Source organism: Scandinavium sp. NPDC088450 (assembly GCF_044900545.1).
Classification (GTDB): domain Bacteria; phylum Pseudomonadota; class Gammaproteobacteria; order Enterobacterales; family Enterobacteriaceae; genus Scandinavium.
Genome location: NZ_JBJDNI010000006.1, coordinates 73,813 through 96,524 on the forward strand (window position 1 = coordinate 73,813; position 22,712 = coordinate 96,524).

Consider the following 22,712-nt stretch of genomic DNA (forward strand, 5'->3'; position numbering starts at 1 on the left):
AAGGATGACCATGAACACGATATTAGCGAATCCGTTTAAGGCAGCTTTACTGCGTGGAGAAACGCAGATAGGCCTGTGGCTGAGTTCCACCACGGCGTACATGGCTGAAATTGCGGCAACGTCTGGCTACGACTGGTTGCTTATCGACGGTGAACACGCGCCGAATACGATTCAGGATCTCTATCACCAACTGCAGGCCGTTGCGCCGTATGCCAGCCAGCCGGTGATCCGTCCGGTAGATGACAATCGCAGCCTGATAAAACAGGTGCTGGATATCGGCACGCGAACGTTGCTGATTCCTATGGTGGAAAGTGCGGAACAGGCTAAAGCGATTGTCTCTGCCACTCGCTACCCGCCGTTGGGCGTGCGCGGTGTCGGGGCAGGTGTTGCTCGCGCTGCACGTTGGGGGCGGGTCGAACATTACATGGCGCGGGCTAATGATGAATTGTGCGTATTGATTCAGGTGGAAACCAAAACAGCGCTGGAGAATCTAGACGCGATTCTGGATGTAGAAGGCATCGACGGCGTTTTTATCGGCCCGGCTGATTTATCTGCCTCTTTGGGCTATCCGGATAACGCGGGCCATCCTGAAGTGCAGCAGGTCATTGAGCAAAGCATCAAACGCATTCGCGCAGCGGGCAAAGCTGCGGGGTTCCTTGCTGTCGATCCAGAGATGGCAAAGAAATGCCTTTCATGGGGGGCGAATTTTGTCGCGGTAGGCGTGGACACAATGCTGTATACCGAAGCGCTGGATAAGCGGCTGGCGCAGTTTAAAGCCTTGCCAGCCGCGGGGGACTCGAAGGGCAGCTACTAGGTTAACGCCTGAGCCAACAAGGTAATGGGATGTTCACAGCGCAGGCTGGTGGACATCTCAATTTGCCATTTACAGGTCTCGCAGTCGGTTATTACCAGGTCCGCGCCGCTCTCCTCAATCTGGCGAAACAGCGGCGCGCCAATCGCCTGCGAGGTGGTGTAATTTTCGGACTTAAACCCGTAAGTGCCCGCAATGCCACAACATTGTGAATCCAGCACAATCACTTCCAGTTCCGGGATCTGGCGCAGCAGTTCGAGGGTGTAAATCGCCCAGCCCATTTTCTCCATATGACACGGCGTGTGATAGATCACTTTTAACGGCAGACGGCGCAGCGGCAAGTTTTTCCCCGCGTCTGTCTGCTTCCACAGCCAGCGGGTGGCAAGCTCAATGTCATTGCGCAGGTCATGATTGTTGATATCCAGCAAATGCGGGTATTCGTCGCGCAGGGTGAACGTGCAGGTCGAGGAGGTAGCGATGACCGGTAGCTGTTTTTCAACAATCGCCTTACGCAGCGAAACGGTATTGGTCTGCGCCTGTTTACGGGCTTTATCGACAAAGCCGTTGGCAATCAGCGGCACGCCGCAGCATTTCTCTTTGTCCAGCAACTGTACGCCAGTGCCCATCGCATTCAGCACGGTAATTAGGTCTTTGCCGAGCTGCGGATTGTTGTAGTTAACGTAGCACCCGTGGAAGAAAGCCACCTGATTGGCATACTGCGCTTGCTGGTTTGCCACACTGCGATACCAGCGACGGAAAGTGCCAAAACCGTACTTTGGTAACTGGCGACGGTGGTCGATTTTCAGGGCAGCATCCAGCAGTTTACGCACGGGCTTCAAACCCGTTGTGGCGTTAACGATGGGCGCAAACGGGGTGGAGAGCGTGCCCATCAAATCGGTATGGCTGAGCACGGCATCTCGCAGCGTGGGTTTGCTCTGGCTGTGCCGGGCGCGAGCGCGCTGGATGATGTCGCCAATGTTGACGTCAGAAGGGCAGGACACTTCACAGCGCTTGCAGTTGATGCAGTATTTGAGCGCTTCGTCGTACAGCGTTGGGTCCTTTAACCGCAGGCGTTCACCGTCCGGTCCGGCTTGTTTCGGGCCTGGATACTGAGGATTTACCCGACTGACCGGGCACGCGGTGGTGCAGACCGTGCATTTGATGCAGCTTTCAAAACGGGTATCGCTCATGGCTGTTCTCCTGCAAGGTCAATAATTTGTTGGGCTGCGTGCAACGCTGTGACGGCGCTCACGCCTCCGCCACAGCCCTGAGCGATGGCATCAAAACCCCCGAGAACGCCGCCAATCGCAAACAAATTCGCCAAAGGCTGACCGTTGAGCGAAGGGCGCAACGTGGCATCCGTTTTCACGCCAAAGCGCTGCCAGGGTTGTGGGGTGAAGAAGTCACGTCGATACCAGCTGTCGCGCGGTAGGGTTTGCAGAATATCTAAACCCATCACCGGTTCGGTGACTCCTCCGCGGCTGGCAATCAGCCCGTTGCTGAAAAAGCTGCCGCTGGCGAGAACGGCAAACCGGGTGCGTAATGGGATTTCTGCATGATTACGGGTCATGATGGCGCTGACTTTTCCGTCTTCACAAATCACCTCACGCACGGCATCGCCCGCCAGCCATACGCCGCCTTGCTTCACAAACTGGCGCTGTAAGGCATCGTGCAGCTTGAAACCGGGCACGGAGGGCGGCAACGTTGGGATTAACGCCAGTGGGCAGGTGAGCTTTTCATTCAGCCATTGCCAGAGCCGATCATCCTGCAAGCCAAAGCAGGCAGGAAGCAGCAACTGATCGTACTGTTTCGCCATCGGTTCTAAAGCATCAAGTAAGGCATCCCACTGCGAACCGTCATCAAGCAGACGTGCAAGAGTGACTGAGCGGAATTCCGAGGCGTTATCTCGCAGAGCATCCAGCGCGGGCAGGGTTATCTCCAGCACATCGGCCTCCACACCCGTTTTTCGTAACGAGGCGGCCGCCAGATGAGGCTCAAAGTCGACAAATCCGCTGAAGCCGACGACGGCGATTTTGTTCCCGGTAAGCGGCAGACGGGCAACTTCCTGCGGCGTTAGCCAGGCCCGGCGCGTTGTGCCCAGCGGGGTAATTCGTTGGTGGGGTTGCGTGATGCCGCCGTGCATGACAATGCCCAGTTCTGCCAGCATCTGCTCTGTTTGCTGGGCATAAGCCAGCACTCGCTCGGGGCCTAAAAGGCTGTAGGGATGGTTAGGTTCTTGCTCGCCGAGCGTTTTCAGTGCCTCGACAGGATTGCCTGAGTGATTCAGCAAATCCAGTGAACCAGAGGAAAAGTGCAGGCCGCTTTGTCCGCGGCTGATGATGGCGCAGCGCAAACCTTGTTGACTCAGTTTCAGCCCACACAGAAGTCCGGCCAGGCCGCCGCCAATAATCACCGTATCAAATTTCATCCTGCTGCTCCTTTTCCAGCCCGCACAATCCTTGCCATACCCAACGGGTAAATTCACTTTCACGTAAGGCGTCGCCCCAGGCGATAGGTTCGATTCCCTTCCAGCGTTCGTTCAGAAATTCTGAGAGTTGGTTAAGAGACTGGGCTGGCGTGGTCACCTGATAGCGGTTCAGCAAAGCTGCCGCGCGACAGGCGCAGAGTTCGCCCTGACAGGTCCCCATGCCGACGCGAGTACGACGGCGTAAATCGAGTAAATTTTTTACCCCGAGATTTTCTATCGCGTACTCCACTTCGCCTGCCGTGACCGCCTCGCATTCACAGACCAGGCTGCGGTGTAAGCGGGAATCGCCCAGCCAGTTTGGCGTTCTGTCGCCATGGCGATAGACCGCTGAACCGCGTAATGGCGCAGGCAAAGAAATCATGCGATTGAGCGTCTTTTCAGTGGTTTCACGCGAGCCAGGAAGGGCGACGCTGGCGGTAGTGCACGGCACGTTGTGGTTAAGCTTGCGGCAAACTGCGTCGGTGGCCATTTCTGCCATCAGGCGATAGGTCATCAGCTTACCGCCAGTAATGGTGATAAAGCCTTCCAGGCCATCACGTTGAGCGTGATCGAGCAGCACAATTCCACGGCTGACGTTACGCCCGCTGGGATCGTCATCGCTGGCAACCAAAGGGCGCACGCCGCAATAGGCACGCAGAATGCGGGTTGCAGCGATCGCTGGCGAGAGCTTTTCGCCTTCGCGAAGCAATGTATCAACTTCAGCAGCGGTGACTCGGTTATCGTCGATATCGCGATAATCAATGTGTGTGGAAGTGGTACCAATCAGCGAAATGGTGTCGCCGGGTACCAGAATGTCGGCGTCGGCGGGTTTACGGCAGCGGTTTATCACGTGCTGGTTGATACGATGATCGAAAATCAGTAGTGAGCCTTTGGCCGGGAACATCCGTACCTTCAGGTCTGCATATTCCGCAATTCGCTGGCCCCAGATACCCCCTGCATTCACCACTATGGAGGCATAAATCTGTACGCTGGCCAGGTGCTGACGATCCCAGACGGTAGCCCCGCAGACCCTGTCGCCCTGGCGTATCAGGCCGGTGACTTCACAGCCCGTTAACACCACTGCGCTATGTTCGCGTGCATCCAGCATATTGGCGGCGGTTAACCGAAACGGATCGACTGTGCCATCTGGCACTTTAACCGCACCAATTAGCGCCGGATTGACGGAGGGCTCCAACTGCCGCGCCTGAGTGGGCGTTAGCGGTTGGGCATGAATATCGGCTGCAAGACAGGCCTCAATGAACGTTTGTTGGTAGTCGAGCGAGTCTTCCGGCAGCGTAATAAACAGGCCGTCAGTCGCTTCGATGCAGTGATGGGCAATGCGCTTGAGGATGGCGTTTTCGGCGATGCACTCGCGCGCGGATTCGCTGTCGGTGACGGCATAACGAGCACCGCTGTGCAGTAAACCGTGATTGCGCCCGGTTGCGCCCGTGGCGATATCATCTCGCTCAATAAGCAGCGTTTTCAGGCCGCGAAGGGCGCAGTCGCGGGCAATTCCAGCGCCAGTGGCCCCGCCACCAATGATCAGCACGTCGGTTTCACGAGTTTCACAGAAAGGCATGACATTCCCTCGAAGTTCGATTTCTTCCATTTAGCCACAATGACACTGTGTTTTGTTTGATATCGAGCATATTCGAGCGCAAATCGAAAATGAAACGTGATTTCGTGCTCACATTCGAGTTTTTGTCATAAAAATGTAACATTATGTGCGTCATTTCACAGCATCAGGGCTACGCATTTCCTACCATCCGCGCACACTGCAACTCATTAACCTGCTGATAATTCACCCATGAGTTGTTCTGATAACGATGGCCACGGAGGCTGCTATGCTCAGTATTTTCAAACCTGCTGCCCACAAAGCGCGAGTGTCGGATGCGGAAGTTGATCCGCTGTATCGCCGTTTACGCTGGCAGATTTTCCTCGGGATATTCTTCGGTTACGCCGCCTATTACCTGGTGCGTAAAAACTTTGCTCTGGCGATGCCGTACCTTATTGAGCAAGGCTTTTCGCGCGGTGATTTGGGCTTTGCCCTGTCCGGGATTTCAATTGCGTACGGTTTTTCGAAATTCATTATGGGATCAGTGTCGGATCGCTCGAATCCGCGCATTTTCCTGCCCGCCGGGCTGATTCTGGCGGCAGCGGTGATGCTGTTTATGGGCTTCGTACCCTGGGCAACATCAAGCATTATGGTTATGTTCGTGCTGCTGTTTATCTGCGGCTGGTTCCAGGGCATGGGCTGGCCGCCGTGTGGGCGTACCATGGTGCACTGGTGGTCGCAGAAGGAGCGCGGCGGCATTGTGTCGGTCTGGAACTGTGCGCACAACGTGGGGGGCGGTATTCCCCCACTTCTGTTCCTGTTGGGGATGGCGTGGTTTAACGACTGGCATGCGGCGCTGTATATGCCTGCATTTGGTGCCATTCTGCTGGCGCTCTTTGCTTTTGCTATGATGCGCGATACGCCTCAGTCCTGCGGATTACCGCCGATTGAAGAGTATAAAAATGACTATCCGGACGACTACAGCGACAAACACGAAGAAGAGCTGACGGCGAAGCAGATTTTCATGCAGTACGTGCTGCCCAACAAGCTGCTGTGGTATATCGCGGTGGCGAACGTGTTCGTTTACCTGCTGCGTTACGGCATCCTCGACTGGTCACCCACTTACCTGAAAGAAGTGAAACATTTCGCGCTGGATAAATCGTCCTGGGCCTACTTCCTGTATGAGTATGCGGGCATTCCTGGCACGCTGCTGTGCGGGTGGATGTCGGATAAAGTCTTCCGTGGCAATCGTGGGGCGACAGGTGTGTTCTTTATGATCCTCGTCACCATCGCCACCGTGATGTACTGGCTGAACCCTCCGGGCAATCCTGGTGTGGATATGGCCTGTATGATTGTTATCGGTTTCCTGATTTACGGCCCGGTAATGTTGATTGGTTTGCATGCGCTTGAGCTGGCACCGAAGAAGGCGGCGGGCACAGCGGCAGGCTTTACGGGGCTGTTTGGCTATCTTGGCGGGTCCGTGGCGGCGAGTGCGATTGTGGGCTATACCGTGGACTTCTTCGGCTGGGACGGCGGCTTCATCGTGATGATTGGCGGCAGTGTGCTGGCCGTTATTCTGCTCGCTATCGTGATGGTGAGCGAAAAACGCCATCATGAAGAGATGCAACAGAAACGCAGTTAACGCCAGACGTTAAACGCACAGGCAGGTGTCGGCGTGGGCTGACACCTGCTAACGGAAGCGTAATAACAGAGGGCTTTTACGCCAACGCGTTACCAGATATTCATATTCCTGATAATACGTATCCCGGGTTTCTTTTTCCCGAATGGCTTTAATAAACGGTTCGGCGATAAAGTAATTATTGATGATGGAATTATAAAACACCTGTTTTATCATTTTTTCATGATAAATACCGTGGTGGATCCCCACAGCAAGACGTTCATAAAAGTTAAGGCAATAAACCAGTTGCTGCCTTTCCTGGCTTTCTTGCGATGTGAGTGCCTGTGGCGGGAATATATAACGGCGAAAAGATTTCTCCGATAAATGAATGGCACGCAGCGTATGCAGGCCATCGATGTAACGCTTGTCAAAGCGGCTTTCATAGAGGAATGTGGCTGTTTGCGCTTTACGCGCGGTTCGTTGGTGTCGGTCGATGGCTGCGCAGGCGATAATAAGACTGAGCAGCATCGCTGCGGCTGTGGTGATTTGTGAAAAGGTATTCAGAATAGCAAGCTGATTAACATCCATGTTTTATTTCTTCCCTGAATAATGGAGTCAGAAACCTTCGTATTCATCATGTATAGACATTATTTTCTCCTGCAGAATAATTGCTGTTGGCGCAGAATAGAGGGAGCAGAGGGGAGTAGCAAGTACTAAACCGGAAGAAATTAAGCGGGAGATAAAGTTTGCGGCGAGGCTTCAGGAAAAATGTAATATCCAGGTCGGATATTACATTTCGATTTCGATATCGCCTTTGGCTTTACAGCAGCAGGGCAGAATTTCTCCCTGCTGGACAAAAGCCAGCGGTTCCATCAGCCAGTCAACCTGGCCGGAAACCAGACGGCAGCGACACGATCCGCAGTAACCTTCACGACACTGAAACTCCACCGCCACATTGTGCGATTCCAGCGCCACCAGCAGAGAAGGGTGTTCTTCCTGGCACAACACTTGTGTGCCAGTGATGCGAAGCGTAACGCGGCTCATCAGAGCTGGAAGTTGCTCAGATCGTCGGCATCGACTTCGGAATCAATCTGACCGACCAGATAAGAGCTCACTTCTACTTCCTGTGGTGCGACCTGAACGTTGTCAGACACCAGCCAGGTGTTGATCCACGGGATTGGGTTAGAGCGAGTCTGGAATGGCAAGTCAAGACCGACAGCCTGCATACGGATGTTGGTGATGTACTCGATGTACTGACACAGAATGTCTTTGTTCAGGCCAATCATCGAACCATCACGGAACAGGTATTCAGCCCACTCTTTTTCCTGCACGGCGGCCTGCACGAACAGGTCATAGCACTCTTGTTTGCACTCTTCGGCAATCTCTGCCATTTCCGGATCGTCCTGGCCTGAACGCAGCAGGTTCAGCATGTGCTGAGTGCCAGTGAGGTGCAGGGCTTCATCACGTGCAATCAGGCGAATGATTTTGGCGTTGCCTTCCATCAGTTTGCGCTCAGCAAATGCGAAGGAGCACGCAAAGCTGACATAGAAGCGAATCGCTTCCAGCGCGTTGACGCTCATCAGGCACAGATACAGCTTTTTCTTTAGCTCGTGCAGATTCACGGTCACGGTTTTGCCGTTAACGGTGTGCGTGCCTTCACCCAGCAGATGCCAGTAGCTGGTCAGCTCGATCAGGGAATCGTAATAGTGGGAAATGCCTTCTGCACGTTTCTGAATCTGCTCGTTGGTCACGATGTCATCGAACACGGTCGCCGGATCGTTGACGATGTTACGGATGATATGGGTGTAAGAACGAGAGTGAATGGTTTCAGAGAACGCCCAGGTCTCTACCCAGGTTTCCAGTTCCGGGATCGAAATCAGCGGCAGTAGCGCCACGTTCGGGCTACGACCCTGAATGGAGTCCAGCAGCGTCTGGTATTTCAGGTTGCTGATGAAGATATGCTTTTCGTGGTCCGGCAGCGCCTGGTAGTCAATACGGTCGCGGGAGACGTCCACTTCTTCCGGACGCCAGAAGAAGGAGAGCTGCTTTTCGATCAGCTTTTCGAAGATGTCATATTTTTGCTGATCGTAACGGGCCACGTTAACCGGTTGGCCGAAGAACATCGGCTCCAGCAACTGGTTATTTTTCGTCTGTGAAAAAGTGGTATATGCCATGGAAGAGAGTCCTGTTGAGATTGTATTGCCCGGCGGCACTACGTTGGCCGGGCCTACAAAAACGTAGGCCGGGTAGCATCGCGCCACCCGGCAAATGTCTTAGATCTTACATGCGCCGCTTTCGCAGCCATCGTCCTGAATGGACGGTGCCAGATCGTCCTGGGCATCTTCTGCACCATCACGGGTGTTGTGATAGTACAGGGTTTTCACGCCAAATTTATAGGCATTGAGCAGGTCTTTGAGCAGTTGCTGCATCGGCACTTTGCCAGACGGGAAACGCGTCGGGTCATAGTTGGTGTTCGCCGAAATCGACTGGTCGATAAACTTCTGCATGATGCCGACCAGTTGCAGGTAACCGTCATTGTTCGGCATTTCCCACAGCAGCTCGTAACCATTCTGCAGGTTTTCGTAATCCGGCACGACCTGACGCAGAATGCCATCTTTCGAGGCTTTGATGCTCACGTGGCCGCGCGGTGGCTCGATACCGTTGGTGGCGTTGGAGATCTGCGAAGAGGTCTCAGACGGCATCAGGGCAGACAGCGTGGAGTTACGCAGACCATGAGTTTTGATGGACTCACGCAGGCCTTCCCAATCGTAATGCAGTGGCTCGTTAACGATCGCATCCAGGTCTTTCTTGTAGGTGTCGATCGGCAGCACGCCTTTGGCGTAAGTGGTTTCGTTGAACCACGGGCACGCGCCTTGTTCTTTCGCCAGTTCGTTAGAGGCTTTCAGCAGGTAGTACTGAATCGCTTCGAACGTTTTGTGGGTCAGGTTGTTGCCGCTGCCATCGGAGTAACGCTTGCCGTGCTTCGCCAGGTAGTAAGCGAAGTTAATCACACCGATACCCAGCGTACGGCGGCCCATCGCGCCACGTTTAGCGGCCAGAATTGGGTAATCCTGATAGTCGAGCAGGGCGTCCAGCGCACGTACAGCCAGAATAGCCAGCTCTTCCAGATCGTCTAGGCTTTCGATAGCGCCAAGGTTAAACGCCGACAGCGTACACAGGGCGATTTCACCGTTTTCGTCGTTGACGTCATTCAGCGGTTTGGTCGGCAGGGCGATTTCCAGACACAGGTTAGACTGGCGCACGGGCGCAACGACCGGATCAAACGGGCTGTGTGTGTTGCAGTGGTCGACGTTCTGAATGTAGATACGACCGGTAGAAGCACGTTCCTGCATCACCAGAGAGAACAGCTCAACCGCTTTAATGCGCTGCTTGCGGATGCTGTCGTCTTTTTCATATTTCACGTACAGACGCTCAAACTCGTCCTGATCGGCGAAGAACGCATCGTACAGGCCCGGCACATCAGATGGGCTGAACAGCGTAATGTCTTCGCCTTTGAGCAGGCGGGTGTACATCAGTTTGTTGATCTGCACGCCATAGTCCATATGACGCACGCGGTTCGCTTCGGTACCACGGTTGTTTTTCAGGACCAGCAGGCTTTCCACTTCCAGGTGCCACATTGGGTAGAACAGAGTGGCAGCACCGCCACGCACGCCGCCCTGAGAGCAGGATTTCACCGCAGTCTGGAAGTGTTTGTAGAACGGGATACAGCCAGTGTGGAAGGCTTCACCGCCACGAATTGGGCTGCCCAGCGCACGGATACGACCGGCGTTGATGCCAATACCGGCACGCTGAGAAACGTATTTCACAATCGCGCTGGAGGTGGCGTTGATAGAATCCAGGCTGTCACCGCACTCGATCAGCACGCAAGAGCTGAACTGGCGAGTTGGGGTACGCACGCCAGACATGATTGGCGTAGGCAGTGAAATTTTGAACGTGGACACGGCGTCATAAAAACGCTTCACGTAGTCCAGACGGGTTTCACGTGGGTAGTTAGAGAACAGGCACGCGGCAACCAGGATGTAGAGGAACTGAGCGCTCTCGTAGATTTCGCCGGTGACACGGTTCTGAACCAGGTATTTCCCTTCCAGCTGCTTAACCGCGGCATAAGAGAAGTTCATGTCGCGCCAGTGGTCGATAAAACCGTCCATCTGCTTGAACTCTTCTTCCGTGTAGTCTTCCAGCAGATGTCTGTCGTATTTACCCAGCTCAACCATGTTCACGACGTGGTTGTACAGCGCTGGCGGTTCAAACTGACCGTAAGCTTTTTTACGCAGGTGGAAAATCGCCAGGCGCGCGGCAAGGTACTGGTAGTCAGGGGCATCGCGAGAAATCAGGTCTGCGGCGGCCTTGATGATGGTCTCATGGATGTCGGCGGTTTTGATGCCGTCATAGAACTGGATGTGAGAGCGCAGTTCAACCTGAGAAATGGAAACATTGTTTAGCCCTTCCGCGGCCCAATCCAGCACGCGATGGATTTTTTCGAGATCGATACGCTCAGTCCCGCCATCACGCTTAGTCACCATCAGACTCTGATTCATGTGCTTTACCCTGTCCGTGAAATGAAAAATATCCCCCGTTTATCCACAGCAGAGCCTTTGTGACTAACTCTGTGGATAAATACTATATGTAGGGGTTCTTTGATAATTGAAACGCTATATGGTGAGTATTCTAGTAAGGATTCTTTTGAGTACAAGGGTTGATTTTGACGTTAATTTGAGGTTGTCAAAGGGTGAAAAAGCCTAAGTCCTCGTACTGTAAGGCCTGGACGTGATGTCAAGATTCGAAGAAAAAAATTAGAAATTTGATCGAACGCCGATTTCTTAGTCGCTCGCTGGGCAAGAAGAAGTTGATGTGGGTCATAGGAAGAAGCACAGGGGAGAGAGGGTGACCCTAAGCCATGCTTATGCTGTGCTCGGTAATGTTACATAAATGTTGTGTTGAACGTGAGAGACAGCAGAAGTTGCCTAGCGAAAATCACCCTGTCGCCGCGAGTAAAATGTGCTCCAGACAGAGGGCATTTTTTCAAACACGGCTGATGAACGGGGAAAAATTTTTTTGAGGATAAAATTACCCTCGATAATGATAAGCGCGATCAGCAAACACGCGTAACATTATAATCCATTATTGCTATTCCCTTCCTGCCTCAAGATTGTCATTGAGTGTAGCCATTTTTTCTCCTGGGTCTTGTATGTATATTAAATCTTTGTTTGTCTTTATCCCTGCGTGTTTTGTATTGAGCCCATCAGTCAGCGCCAGTGAGAATTGTTATTCCAACGTTATCTCCGAAACCTGTCATGCACCGCAACAAGCCATTAAAGGCGCAAATAAAACCTTTACCGTTGCCGATGATGCGGTTCTGCAATTCGAAAACATGAATGCCACCGGCGGTAACAGTGGCGGCGCAGTGGCACTTTCCTCGGGGGCCACCTTCACCATTCAACCCGAAGGCACCACGGGGAGCGTTGTTTTTGATAACAATCATGCCGACTCAAACGGTGGGGCCATTTTTGCGAAAGAAAACTCATCGATAAATATCAGTAACGCCCTCTTTTCTAATAACTCATCAAAATCGTACGGCGGCGCTATTTATTTAAACGGAAAGAATGACCCGCAGCAATTTGATTTGATTCTTGATGACACTATTTTCGAAAGCAATATTGCCCAGAACGGTAAAGGCGGAGCTATTTATGCGCTGGATTCAAATATTCTGATCTCTGATTCTGTTTTCGATAATAACCAGGCGCTAAGCGCATCAACAAGCAACGGCAATGGCGGGGCGCTGGATATCACCAGTAACGTTAATAATGATAATTTTACCGGTGCCGCGGTATTGAATAATGTGGCATTCACCAATAATCAGGCGGAGGGAAAAGGCGGTGCAATCTACACCGACAGTGAAAGCTCCCCTTATCTGGTCACGCTGTCCGTGGATAAAAACTACACCGATAACGACGGCGTGGTGGTTTATGAAGGCAACCAGGCATTCGGCTATGGCGATACGGCTTCTGCCGCGGCAGGCGGCTTCATGTATGTCGGGCACAGCGTAGTGACGATGGATGTGGCCGAGGGAAAAACCATGGTGATTGGGGATGTGTCCAATCCCGGGGCGGTGGATTCGATAGCCGGTACAGGGGTGATTGTGAAGATTGGCCAAGGGGACGTGGTCTTCAACGCGGATAACAACAGCTTCACCGGTTTACTGAGCGTGTCTGACGGTACGCTGACTCTGAACCGTGACAACTCTTTGATGAATGTCGGTGAGACAGCTTGTGAAAGCGACCCGCTCAACTGTACCGGATTAGTGGTCGGGAATGCGACCGATGATCAGGTAAACGGCGTCCTGAATATAGGCAGTACAGAGCAGACGTTTGTGAACCCCTTTATCGGTTATCAGAATGGGACGCTGAATATTGATGCGGGCGGCAACGTTACTGTCAATGACGGTCATTTTACCGGGACAATTCAGGGCGAGGGTGATTTCACGGTTGCATCCGGTGGCGATTACTCGCTGATCGGTGCGGATTCTCTGGCGCTGACGGGTGACATTATTGTTGACGATCATGCGGTGTTAAGTATTTCAGCAAATTCCAGTGATATCACAGGCCTGACCCAGGATCCGCAGTCCGTGGTGCTCAATGGCGGTGTGCTTGATTTGTCCGATATGCCCGGTGCTTCGCCTGACAGTGCGGGATCGCTGCTCGCCATATCCGGGACGGGTGGCACCGTGATTGGCAATGCTGACGTGGTGAATTTGACCGGCGGTAGCGATCTGCATATCGGTGGGGATGAGGGGAGCGCTCAACAGAACGGGGTGTATGTGGTGGTGAATGCGGGCGAGGGCAGTGTCGCGCTGGCGAATGACAACCTCTATCTGGGGGACACGCAAATCGCCTCGGGCACGTTGCTGGTGAGCGATAACTCGCAGCTAGGGGATACCAGCTATAACCGATCAGTTATTTTTACCGACCCACAGCAGAGCAGCGTGCTGCACGTGACAGACGATGTGAATACCTGGAGCGATGAAAGTGGCCATGCCAGAGACCTCGAAATGCGTGCAGATGGCGAGTTTGAGGTTGATGATGGCGTGACGACACAGTGGGGAGCGCTCAATGCCGACTCAACGGGAAACATGGGCGATGTGGATGCGACCTTCAGCAAAACAGGTAATGGCACTCTGGCGCTAACGGCCAGCGGTTCGACACATTCCGCCGTACGGGTAGAGCAGGGCACGTTACTGGGCAGTACGGCAAATATTTTCCCTTTCGCTTCCTCGTTATGGGTTGGCGAAGAGGGCACGTTTATCACCGGGGAAGATCAGCATATTCAGTCGATTGATACGACTTCACAGGGCAACATTGAGATCAGTGACGAGAGTTCTCTCTTTCTGACGAATCAGGACACATCGCAGTCTCTGGATGCGTCGTTGTTTAACGGGGACGGCACACTGGTCAATCAGACTTCAGGGCTGACGCTCACCGGCACGTTGAACACGAACTTCACTGCTGAAGATGAGACCGAACTCGCCGGGGTGACCATCAATGGTAACGTCACTAACACTGTCGGAACCCTGAGCCTGAGTAACGGCTATGCGGGCGATACGCTGACGGTTAACGGTGATTACACCGGCGGTGGCGTAGTGAAGCTGGACAGTGTGCTTGGTGGTGATGATTCCGCCAGCGACCAACTGGTACTCAATGGCAACACCAGCGGAACGACGACAATGGAAGTCACACCTGTCGGTGGTATTGGCGAGCCAACCCAAACAGGGATTCAGGTGGTTGATTTTGTTGCCGACCCGTCGCAATACCACAACGATGCTCAGTTCACGCTGGCAGGGGACGGTTACGTCAACATGGGGGCGTACGACTATACGCTGGTGAAAGATAACCAGGACTGGTATTTGCGCTCGCAGGTGGCAGATGTGCCAGATGTCGATCCGACTCCGGATGTGACGCCGACGCCAGATACTCCAGATACGCCGGATGTGCCTTCGCCCCCCGATTTCACACCGGTGCTTAACCCCATGCTGGGCGGTTATTTTAATAACCTCCACAGTGCCAACAACGCCTTTGTGATGCGCGATAGCGACCATGCGGGTGGGCAGAACCAAAAGCTGCACTTGCGTGTAGAGGGCAGTCGCAGTGAGTCAACCTACGAGGATCAGCTCGATCAGCATGAAGACGTTTCCGTGGTGCAGCTCAGCACCGTGCTGCTCGAATCCACCCAGGGAGAGCACCAATGGTCTTTGGGCGCGGTGGCGGGGTACAGTAACAACAGCGGCGACAGCCACTCTCAACTGACCGGACGCAAGGCCGATAATGACAACCAGGGCTACAGCGTGGGGCTTACGGCAAGCTGGTATCAGCGCGATCAGGGCAAGACGGGCGCTTATGTCGACAGCTGGGCGCAGTATGTCTGGTTTGATAACCACGTGAGCGAACAAAACAGCGCAGAGGAGCAATACCATTCATCGGGGGTAGTGGCTTCGGTCGAAACGGGCTACAGCTGGCAAATCAATGACAAAGCTGACTGGGTCTGGAGCGTCCAGCCGCAGGCGCAAATTATTTATCAGGGTGTCTCTCAGAACGCCTTCAGAGCAACCAACGGCAGCGAGGTTAAACAGAGCGGAGATCACAATATTCAAAGCCGTCTGGGGCTGCATAATGAATGGGCCAAAAAAATCGGCAAATCAGGTGAAATCACGCCTTACGTCGATGTGAACTACATCCATAACAGTGATGACGCTGGGTTAAACATTGACGACGTTAACTTTACCGACGGAACGGCGAAGGATGCTGCCGAGGTCAGTGTGGGTCTCAAAGGCAAAATCACACCCAATGTCAGCGTTTGGGGCAAGTTCACCCAACAGTATGGAACGTCTGATTATTCGCAACGGGCAGGCAGTGTGGGCGTCAGTGTACGCTGGTAAAACAAAGCCCTTGCACCAGGGCAAGGGCAACCTGCGTTACAGCGGGCTAGAGGTATGGAGCATGTAATTGACATCCACCCCAGGCGCAAGCTTGAAATGATTAGTCAGCGGGTTGTAATGCAGCCCGGTCATATGACGTTCCTGCAGGGTAGTCTGGTCAACCCAGCCCAGCAGTTCAGCCGGCTTGATAAATTTCTTCACGTCGTGCGTGCCCTTGGGCACCATTTTCAGAACATACTCGGCACCGACGACCGCCATCAACCAGGCTTTGCCGTTGCGGTTGATGGTGGAAAAGAACACCTGACCGCCGGGTTTGACCAGTTTTGCGCAAGCCTGAACCACGGATTGCGGGTCGGGAACGTGCTCCAGCATTTCCATACAGGTGACGACGTCATACTGCTGAGCGTGTTTTGCCGCATGATCTTCGACAGTTTCCTGGACGTATTCCACCTGAATGCCGGTTTCCAGCGCATGTAATCGCGCAACCTGAAGCGGCTCAAAGCCCATATCCAGCCCGGTCACCTTCGCGCCTTCACGGGCCATGCTTTCCGCAAGTATCCCGCCACCGCAGCCAACATCCAGCACTTTCTTGCCGAACAGACCGTCTGAGCGAGTGGCGATGTAGCCAAGGCGCAGCGGGTTAATACGGTGCAGCGGTTTAAATTCCCCTTCCAGGTCCCACCAGCGTGAGGCGACAGCTTCAAATTTCGCGATTTCGTCGTGATCGACGTTAGCCACCGGCGGTTTTTCGGCATTCATGGGCGCATTGACTCCTTTTTTCATCAGGCCAAAGAGTATATCAGCACCCCGGCGCGAATAAAGCGTTGTGCAGGTGCTATTGGTTTACCTCAATCCGGTCTGCTGTGTTATAATTTGCGACCTTTGAATCCGGGAAACATGTAGAGGGATAGCGGTTAGATGAGCGACCTTGCGAGAGAAATTACACCGGTCAACATTGAGGAAGAGTTAAAGAACTCTTATCTGGATTATGCGATGTCGGTGATTGTTGGCCGTGCGCTTCCAGATGTCCGAGATGGCCTGAAACCGGTACACCGTCGCGTACTATACGCCATGAACGTACTGGGCAATGACTGGAATAAAGCCTATAAAAAATCTGCCCGTGTCGTGGGTGACGTCATCGGTAAATATCACCCGCATGGTGATATCGCCGTTTATGACACTATCGTACGTATGGCGCAGCCGTTCTCGCTGCGCTACATGCTGGTTGATGGTCAGGGTAACTTCGGCTCCGTAGACGGCGACTCCGCCGCAGCGATGCGTTATACGGAAATCCGTATGGCGAAAATTGCCCACGAGCTGATTGCTGACCTGGACAAGGAAACCGTCGATTTCGTCGATAACTATGACGGCACGGAAAAAATTCCGGACGTCATGCCAACCAAAGTGCCTAACCTGCTGGTGAACGGCGCTTCCGGTATTGCCGTCGGGATGGCGACCAACATTCCGCCACACAACCTGACGGAAGTGATCAACGGCTGTCTCGCCTATATCGAAAATGAAGACATTACCGTTGAAGGGCTGATGGAGCACATTCCAGGGCCAGACTTCCCGACCGCTGCCATCATCAATGGCCGTCGTGGCATTGAAGAAGCGTACCGTACCGGTCGTGGCAAAATTTATATTCGTGCCCGTGCGGAAGTGGAAGCTGACGCGAAAACCGGCCGCGAAACCATCATCGTGCATGAAATTCCGTATCAGGTGAACAAAGCGCGCCTGATTGAGAAAATTGCCGAGCTGGTGAAAGACAAACGCGTGGAAGGTATCAGCGCGCTGCGTGATGAGTCCGATAAAGACGGCATGCGCATCGTGATTGAAATCAAACGTGATGCGGTGGGCGAAGTTGTCCTGAACAACTTGTATTCCCAGACTCAGCTTCAGGTTTCCTTCGGTATCAACATGGTTGCTCTGCACCATGGCCAGCCGAAGATCATGAACCTTAAAGATATTCTGAGCGCATTCGTTCGTCACCGTCGTGAAGTGGTGACTCGCCGTACCATCTTCGAACTGCGTAAAGCCCGCGATCGCGCGCACATCCTCGAAGCACTGGCTGTTGCACTGGCTAACATCGATCCGATCATTGAACTGATTCGTCAGGCACCGACTCCGGCTGAAGCGAAAGCTGGCCTGATCGCACGTCCGTGGGCACTGGGCAACGTTGCGGCGATGCTGGAACGTGCGGGCGATAACGCTGCGCGTCCTGAGTGGCTTGAACCAGAATTCGGTGTGCGTGACGGTCAGTACTATCTGACTGAACAGCAGGCTCAGGCGATTCTGGACTTGCGTCTGCAGAAACTGACCGGTCTTGAGCATGAAAAACTGCTCGACGAATACAAAGAGCTGCTGGAACAGATTGCTGAACTGCTGCACATCCTGGGTAGTGCAGACCGTCTGATGGAAGTGATCCGTGAAGAGTTGGAGCTGGTTCGTGAACAGTTCGGCGATGAGCGTCGCACCGAAATCACGGCCAACACGGCAGACATCAACATCGAAGACCTGATCAATCAGGAAGACGTTGTTGTGACCTTGTCTCACCAGGGTTACGTGAAGTATCAGCCGCTGACCGATTACGAAGCTCAGCGCCGTGGCGGTAAAGGCAAATCTGCCGCGCGTATCAAAGAAGAAGACTTTATTGACCGTCTGCTGGTCGCCAACACCCACGACACGATCCTGCTGTTCTCCAGCCGTGGTCGTTTGTACTGGATGAAGGTTTATCAGCTGCCAGAAGCGAGCCGTGGCGCGCGTGGCCGTCCAATCGTTAACCTGCTGCCGCTGGAAGCGAACGAACGTATCACCGCGATCCTGCCGGTTCGTGAATACGAAGAAGGCGTTAACGTCTTCATGGCCACCGCCAGCGGTACCGTGAAGAAAACCGCACTGACCGAATTCAGCCGTCCACGTTCTGCCGGGATCATCGCGGTGAACCTGAACGAAGGCGATGAGTTGATCGGCGTTGATCTGACCAACGGTAACGATGAAGCGATGCTGTTCTCTGCGGCCGGTAAAGTGGTGCGCTTTAAAGAGAACGCAGTACGTGCCATGGGTCGTACTGCGACCGGTGTTCGCGGCATCAAGCTTGCCGGTGAAGACAAAGTTGTGTCGCTGATTATCCCACGCGGTGAAGGCGCGGTACTGACCGTGACCCAGAACGGCTACGGTAAGCGTACGGCTGAAACGGAATATCCAACCAAATCACGTGGTACCCAGGGCGTTATCTCGATCAAAGTGACCGAGCGTAATGGTTCTGTGGTTGGCGCGGTACAGGTTGAAGATACCGATCAGATCATGATGATCACCGATGCCGGTACGCTGGTACGTACTCGCGTGTCGGAAGTCAGCGTGGTGGGCCGTAATACTCAGGGCGTTATCCTCATCCGTACAGCGGAAGATGAAAACGTGGTGGGTCTGCAGCGTGTTGCCGAGCCGGTAGACGACGAAGAACTCGACGCTATCGATGGCAGCGTGGCGGAAGGTGATGATGAAATCGCACCAGAAACCGATACCGACGCCGAAGATGACGTAGCGGATGATGAAGACGAGTAATCGTCTGAAATAACCGCGAAAGGGCCAGCGAAAGCTGGCCCTTTTTCTTTGAACGTTGCGGGTAGGGTGATTTACAGCTACCTTAATCGCATCTTTTTGTACGCACACGGCTAAACGTTGAAATACCTCGTCTCCTTCCGCACAACTCTAAAAGTTTCCCGCTATCTGTTTCGGGCACTGGCTCTGCTGCTCTGGCTGTTGATTGCGTTCGTCTCTGTCTTCTACATCGTAAACGCTTTGCACAGCAAAGAGGCCGAAATTCGCCAGGAGTTTAACCTCAGTTACGATCAGGCCCAGCGTTACATTCAGCGTACGTCTGATGTCATGAAGGAGCTGAAATACATTGCGGAAAACCGGCTGAGTGCGGAAAACGGTGTGCTCTCTTCGCGTGCCGCAGCGGACAGCACTGAAGTCCCGGAGTTTGAGCCCCTGTTTCAGGATTCCGACTGCGGCGCGATGAGCAACACCTGGCGAGGCTCTCTGGAGTCGCTGGCATGGTTTATGCGCTACTGGCGTGATAATTTTTCTGCCGCTTACGATCTCAACCGCGTGTTCCTGATTGGCAGCGATAACCTGTGCATGGCCAACTTTGGCCTGCGTGAAATGCCGATGGAGCGCGATCAGGCGCTGAAAATGTTGCATGAGCGTATCGTTAAATATCGTAATGCGCCGCAGGAGGAACGTGGTAACAACCTGTTCTGGATTAGCCAGGGGCCACGTCCTGGTGTGGGGTATTTCTATGCGCTGACGCCTGTGTATCTGGCTAACCGTTTGCAGGCGCTGCTTGGTGTTGAGCAGACTATCCGCATGGAAAACTTCTTCACCCCCGGCAGCATGCCGATGGGCGTGAACATTCTGGACGAAAACGGCCAGTCGTTAATTGCGCTGACGGGCGGTGAAAATAAGCTGAAAATCGATCCGCACTGGATGCAGGAGCGGGCGTGGTTCGGCTATACCTCCGGTTTCCGCGAGCTGGTGCTGAAGAAGAGCCTGCCGCCATCTTCGCTGAGCATTGTCTATTCCGTACCGGTTGATTTGGTGCTTGAACGAATAAGAATGCTGATTCTCAACGCCGTGTTGCTCAACATCCTCACGGGCTTTGCGTTGTTTACCATGGCGCGAATGTATGAGCGGCGCATTTTCCTGCCTGCTGAAGCCGATGCACAGCGGCTGGAAGAGCATGAGCAGTTCAACCGTAAAATCGTCGCTTCCGCACCCGTTGGGATTTGTATTTTGCGTACTCAGGATGGCACTAACATTTTGAGTAACGAGCTGGCGCATAACTATCTCAACATGCTGACTCACGAAGACCGGCAACGGCTGACGCAAATTATCTGCGGTCAGCAGGTTAACTTTGTCGACGTGCTGACCAGCAACAACACCAACCTGCAAATCAGTTTCGTGCATTCCCGCTATCGTAACGAAAACGTGGCGATATGCGTGCTGGTGGACGTCAGTTCACGCGTGAAAATGGAAGAGTCTCTGCAGGAAATGGCGCAGGCCGCAGAGCAGGCCAGCCAGTCGAAATCGATGTTCCTTGCCACTGTCAGCCATGAATTGCGTACCCCGTTGTACGGCATTATCGGCAACCTGGATTTATTGCAGACCAAAGAGCTGCCGAAAGGGGTCGACAGACTGGTGACGGCGATGAATAACTCTTCTGGCCTGTTATTGAAGATCATCAGCGATATTCTCGACTTCTCAAAAATTGAGTCTGAGCAGTTGAAAATCGAGCCGCGCGAGTTTTCTCCGCGCGAGGTGATGAGCCACATCACCGCCAACTATTTACCGCTGGTGGTGCGGAAACAGTTAGGGCTTTACTGCTTCGTCGAGCCAGACGTGCCACAGCAGTTGATGGGCGACCCAATGCGTTTGCAGCAGGTGATTTCTAACCTGTTGAGCAATGCGATTAAATTTACCGATATCGGCTGCATTATTCTGCACCTGCAACGTAATGGTGATTACCTGAGTATCAGCGTGCGCGATACTGGCGTGGGTATTCCGGCCAAAGAAGTGGTACGCCTGTTTGATCCGTTCTTCCAGGTTGGAACGGGGGTGCAGCGTAATTTCCAGGGCACCGGATTAGGGCTGGCAATCTGCGAGAAGCTGATCAGCATGATGGACGGTGATATTTCCGTGGACACCGAGCCGGGTATGGGCAGCCAGTTCACTATTCGTATTCCCCTGTACGGCGTGCAGAATACGACCCCTGCGGCGATTGAAGGGCTGGCGGGCAAACGCTGTTGGCTTGCCGTTCGTAATGCTTCGCTGGCACAGTTTGTTGAGTCCTTGCTAACACGTCACGGCGTTGAAGTGTTGCGCTACGAAGGGCAGACGCCACAAAGCGACGATATGCTGATTTCTGACGATGAGCTGGTCCAGCCGTGGGCCGGGCGCGCGGCCATCATCTTCTGCCGTCGTCATATCGGCATTCCGCTCGAACGCGCGGCAGGGGAGTGGATCCACAGCGTGGCTTCTCCGCATGAGTTGCTGGCCCTGCTGGGCAGAATTTACCGCATTGAAGTGGAAAATGCGCACAGCAATGGAGCGCTACCCTCCGCCGAAAATATTCCTGATGCCAACGATGACATGATGATCCTCGTGGTGGACGATCATCCGATTAACCGACGCCTGTTGGCCGATCAGCTCGGATCGCTGGGGTATCAGTGTAAAACCGCCGTCGACGGTGTGGATGCCCTGAATGTGCTCAGTAAGAACCACATTGATATTGTGCTGAGTGACGTGAACATGCCAAATATGGATGGTTATCGCCTGACGCAGCGTATCCGCCAGTTAGGGCTGACGCTACCGGTGGTTGGCGTAACCGCCAATGCGCTGGCGGAAGAGAAACAACGCTGTCTGGAGTCAGGCATGGACAGCTGCTTGTCCAAGCCGGTGACGCTCGATGTGTTGAAACAAACGCTGGCGGTGTACGCAGCACGCGTCAGAAAAAGCCGGGAGTCATAAGACCGATATCGCCCGGTGGCGGTTTCGCCTTACCGGGCATTCTTCACCGGACATTAACGAGATCCCACCCATAAAAAAACCCCGGCGAGCCGGGGTTTTGTGTATTTAGCGTGAGCTAATGAATCAGTCTTTATCTGCCGGACTCAGGGTCACGGAAGAGAGATAGTTCAGCAGGGCGATATCGTTTTCCACGCCGAGTTTCATCATCGCCGATTTCTTCTGGCTACTGATGGTTTTAATGCTGCGGTTCAGCTTCTTGGCGATTTCGGTAACCAGGAAACCTTCTGCGAACAGACGCAGCACTTCGCTCTCTTTCGGGGACAGACGTTTGTCGCCGTAGCCACCCGCGCTGATTTTTTCCAGCAGGCGAGAGACGCTTTCCGGGGTGAATTTTTTGCCTTTCTGCAGCGCAGCCAGCGCTTTAGGCAGATCGGTTGGTGCGCCTTGTTTCAGGACGATCCCTTCGATATCCAGATCCAATACCGCACTCAGGATAGCCGGGTTGTTATTCATGGTCAGGACGATAATCGACAGACCCGGGAAATGGCGTTTGATGTACTTAATCAGCGTAATGCCATCACCGTACTTGTCTCCAGGCATGGAGAGGTCGGTAATCAGCACATGGGCGTCCAGTTTTGGCAGATTATTGATCAGTGCAGTGGAGTCTTCAAATTCGCCGACGACATTCACCCACTCGATTTGCTCAAGTGATTTGCGAATACCGAACAGTACAATCGGATGATCATCGGCAATAATAACGTTCATATTGTTCATGTATTAGGC

Annotated in this window: 14 protein-coding genes; 5 read left to right on the forward strand and 9 right to left on the reverse strand. The window is 53.5% G+C overall.

The features are described from left to right. Positions 1-10: 10 nt before the first annotated feature. Entirely contained in the window at positions 11-814 is an 804-nt protein-coding gene (yfaU, locus tag ACI2I2_RS07500; RefSeq protein ID WP_404657347.1) for a 2-keto-3-deoxy-L-rhamnonate aldolase, read from the forward strand. Here yfaU and glpC read toward each other — a convergent pair. The 3 genes from glpC to glpA are packed head-to-tail and all read right to left on the reverse strand — an operon-like array spanning position 811 to position 4,857. Next, on the reverse strand, positions 811-2,001 hold the full coding sequence (gene glpC / locus ACI2I2_RS07505) for an anaerobic glycerol-3-phosphate dehydrogenase subunit GlpC (RefSeq protein WP_404657348.1): 1,191 nt from the start codon (positions 1,999-2,001) through the stop codon (positions 811-813). The genes yfaU and glpC overlap by 4 nt on opposite strands. Beyond that, positions 1,998-3,239 (reverse strand): glycerol-3-phosphate dehydrogenase subunit GlpB, encoded by a 1,242-nt coding sequence (gene glpB / locus ACI2I2_RS07510; RefSeq protein ID WP_404657349.1) that lies wholly within the window; start codon positions 3,237-3,239, stop codon positions 1,998-2,000. Before glpB ends, glpC begins: the two co-directional genes overlap by 4 nt. Continuing rightward, positions 3,229-4,857, reverse strand: coding sequence for an anaerobic glycerol-3-phosphate dehydrogenase subunit A (gene glpA, locus ACI2I2_RS07515; protein WP_404657350.1), 1,629 nt, complete (start codon positions 4,855-4,857; stop codon positions 3,229-3,231). Before glpA ends, glpB begins: the two co-directional genes overlap by 11 nt. 265 nt (positions 4,858-5,122) lie before the next feature. Between glpA and glpT the strand changes: the two genes are divergently transcribed. Further along, complete coding sequence (gene glpT / locus ACI2I2_RS07520; RefSeq protein WP_404657351.1) at positions 5,123-6,475, forward strand: glycerol-3-phosphate transporter; 1,353 nt, start codon at positions 5,123-5,125, stop codon at positions 6,473-6,475. 48 nt (positions 6,476-6,523) lie between these two features. Here glpT and ACI2I2_RS07525 read toward each other — a convergent pair whose 3' ends face one another. The 4 genes from ACI2I2_RS07525 to nrdA form a co-directional block, all read right to left on the reverse strand. Further along, a complete protein-coding gene (locus ACI2I2_RS07525) occupies positions 6,524-7,039 on the reverse strand; it encodes a DUF4760 domain-containing protein (protein ID WP_404657352.1) in 516 nt (171 codons plus the stop codon). 201 nt (positions 7,040-7,240) lie between these two features. Further along, complete coding sequence (gene yfaE, locus ACI2I2_RS07530; protein ID WP_404657353.1) at positions 7,241-7,495, reverse strand: class I ribonucleotide reductase maintenance protein YfaE; 255 nt, start codon at positions 7,493-7,495, stop codon at positions 7,241-7,243. Next, the gene (gene nrdB, locus ACI2I2_RS07535) at positions 7,495-8,625 is read right to left on the reverse strand and encodes a class Ia ribonucleoside-diphosphate reductase subunit beta (protein ID WP_404657354.1); all 1,131 of its coding nucleotides are present in this window, start codon (positions 8,623-8,625) and stop codon (positions 7,495-7,497) included. Before nrdB ends, yfaE begins: the two co-directional genes overlap by 1 nt. A 99-nt stretch (positions 8,626-8,724) precedes the next feature. Further along, positions 8,725-11,010: a class 1a ribonucleoside-diphosphate reductase subunit alpha gene (nrdA, locus tag ACI2I2_RS07540; protein ID WP_404657355.1), complete on the reverse strand. Its 2,286-nt coding sequence runs from the start codon at positions 11,008-11,010 to the stop codon at positions 8,725-8,727. A 650-nt stretch (positions 11,011-11,660) separates the two neighbouring features. Here nrdA and yfaL point away from each other — a divergent pair. After that, positions 11,661-15,401 carry an AIDA-I family autotransporter adhesin YfaL/EhaC gene (yfaL, locus tag ACI2I2_RS07545; protein WP_404657356.1) on the forward strand — a complete coding sequence of 1,247 codons (3,741 nt, stop codon included), beginning with the start codon at positions 11,661-11,663 and terminating at the stop codon, positions 15,399-15,401. 36 nt (positions 15,402-15,437) lie between these two features. Here the strand turns inward: yfaL and ubiG are convergent, their stop codons facing one another. Continuing rightward, entirely contained in the window at positions 15,438-16,160 is a 723-nt protein-coding gene (gene ubiG / locus ACI2I2_RS07550) for a bifunctional 2-polyprenyl-6-hydroxyphenol methylase/3-demethylubiquinol 3-O-methyltransferase UbiG (RefSeq protein ID WP_404657357.1), read from the reverse strand. Positions 16,161-16,319: 159 nt separating this feature from the next. Here ubiG and gyrA point away from each other — a divergent pair, with 159 nt between their 5' ends. Together gyrA and rcsC are read left to right on the forward strand one after the other, a co-directional pair. Then, complete coding sequence (gene gyrA, locus ACI2I2_RS07555) at positions 16,320-18,962, forward strand: DNA topoisomerase (ATP-hydrolyzing) subunit A (protein WP_404657358.1); 2,643 nt, start codon at positions 16,320-16,322, stop codon at positions 18,960-18,962. Between the two features lie 117 nt (positions 18,963-19,079). Then, entirely contained in the window at positions 19,080-21,929 is a 2,850-nt protein-coding gene (rcsC, locus tag ACI2I2_RS07560; RefSeq protein ID WP_404657359.1) for a two-component system sensor histidine kinase RcsC, read from the forward strand. 123 nt (positions 21,930-22,052) lie between these two features. On the opposite strand, the gene rcsB is transcribed toward rcsC, so the two are convergent. Then, a complete protein-coding gene (gene rcsB / locus ACI2I2_RS07565) occupies positions 22,053-22,703 on the reverse strand; it encodes a response regulator transcription factor RcsB (protein ID WP_001061913.1) in 651 nt (216 codons plus the stop codon). Between the last annotated feature and the right edge of the window lie 9 nt (positions 22,704-22,712).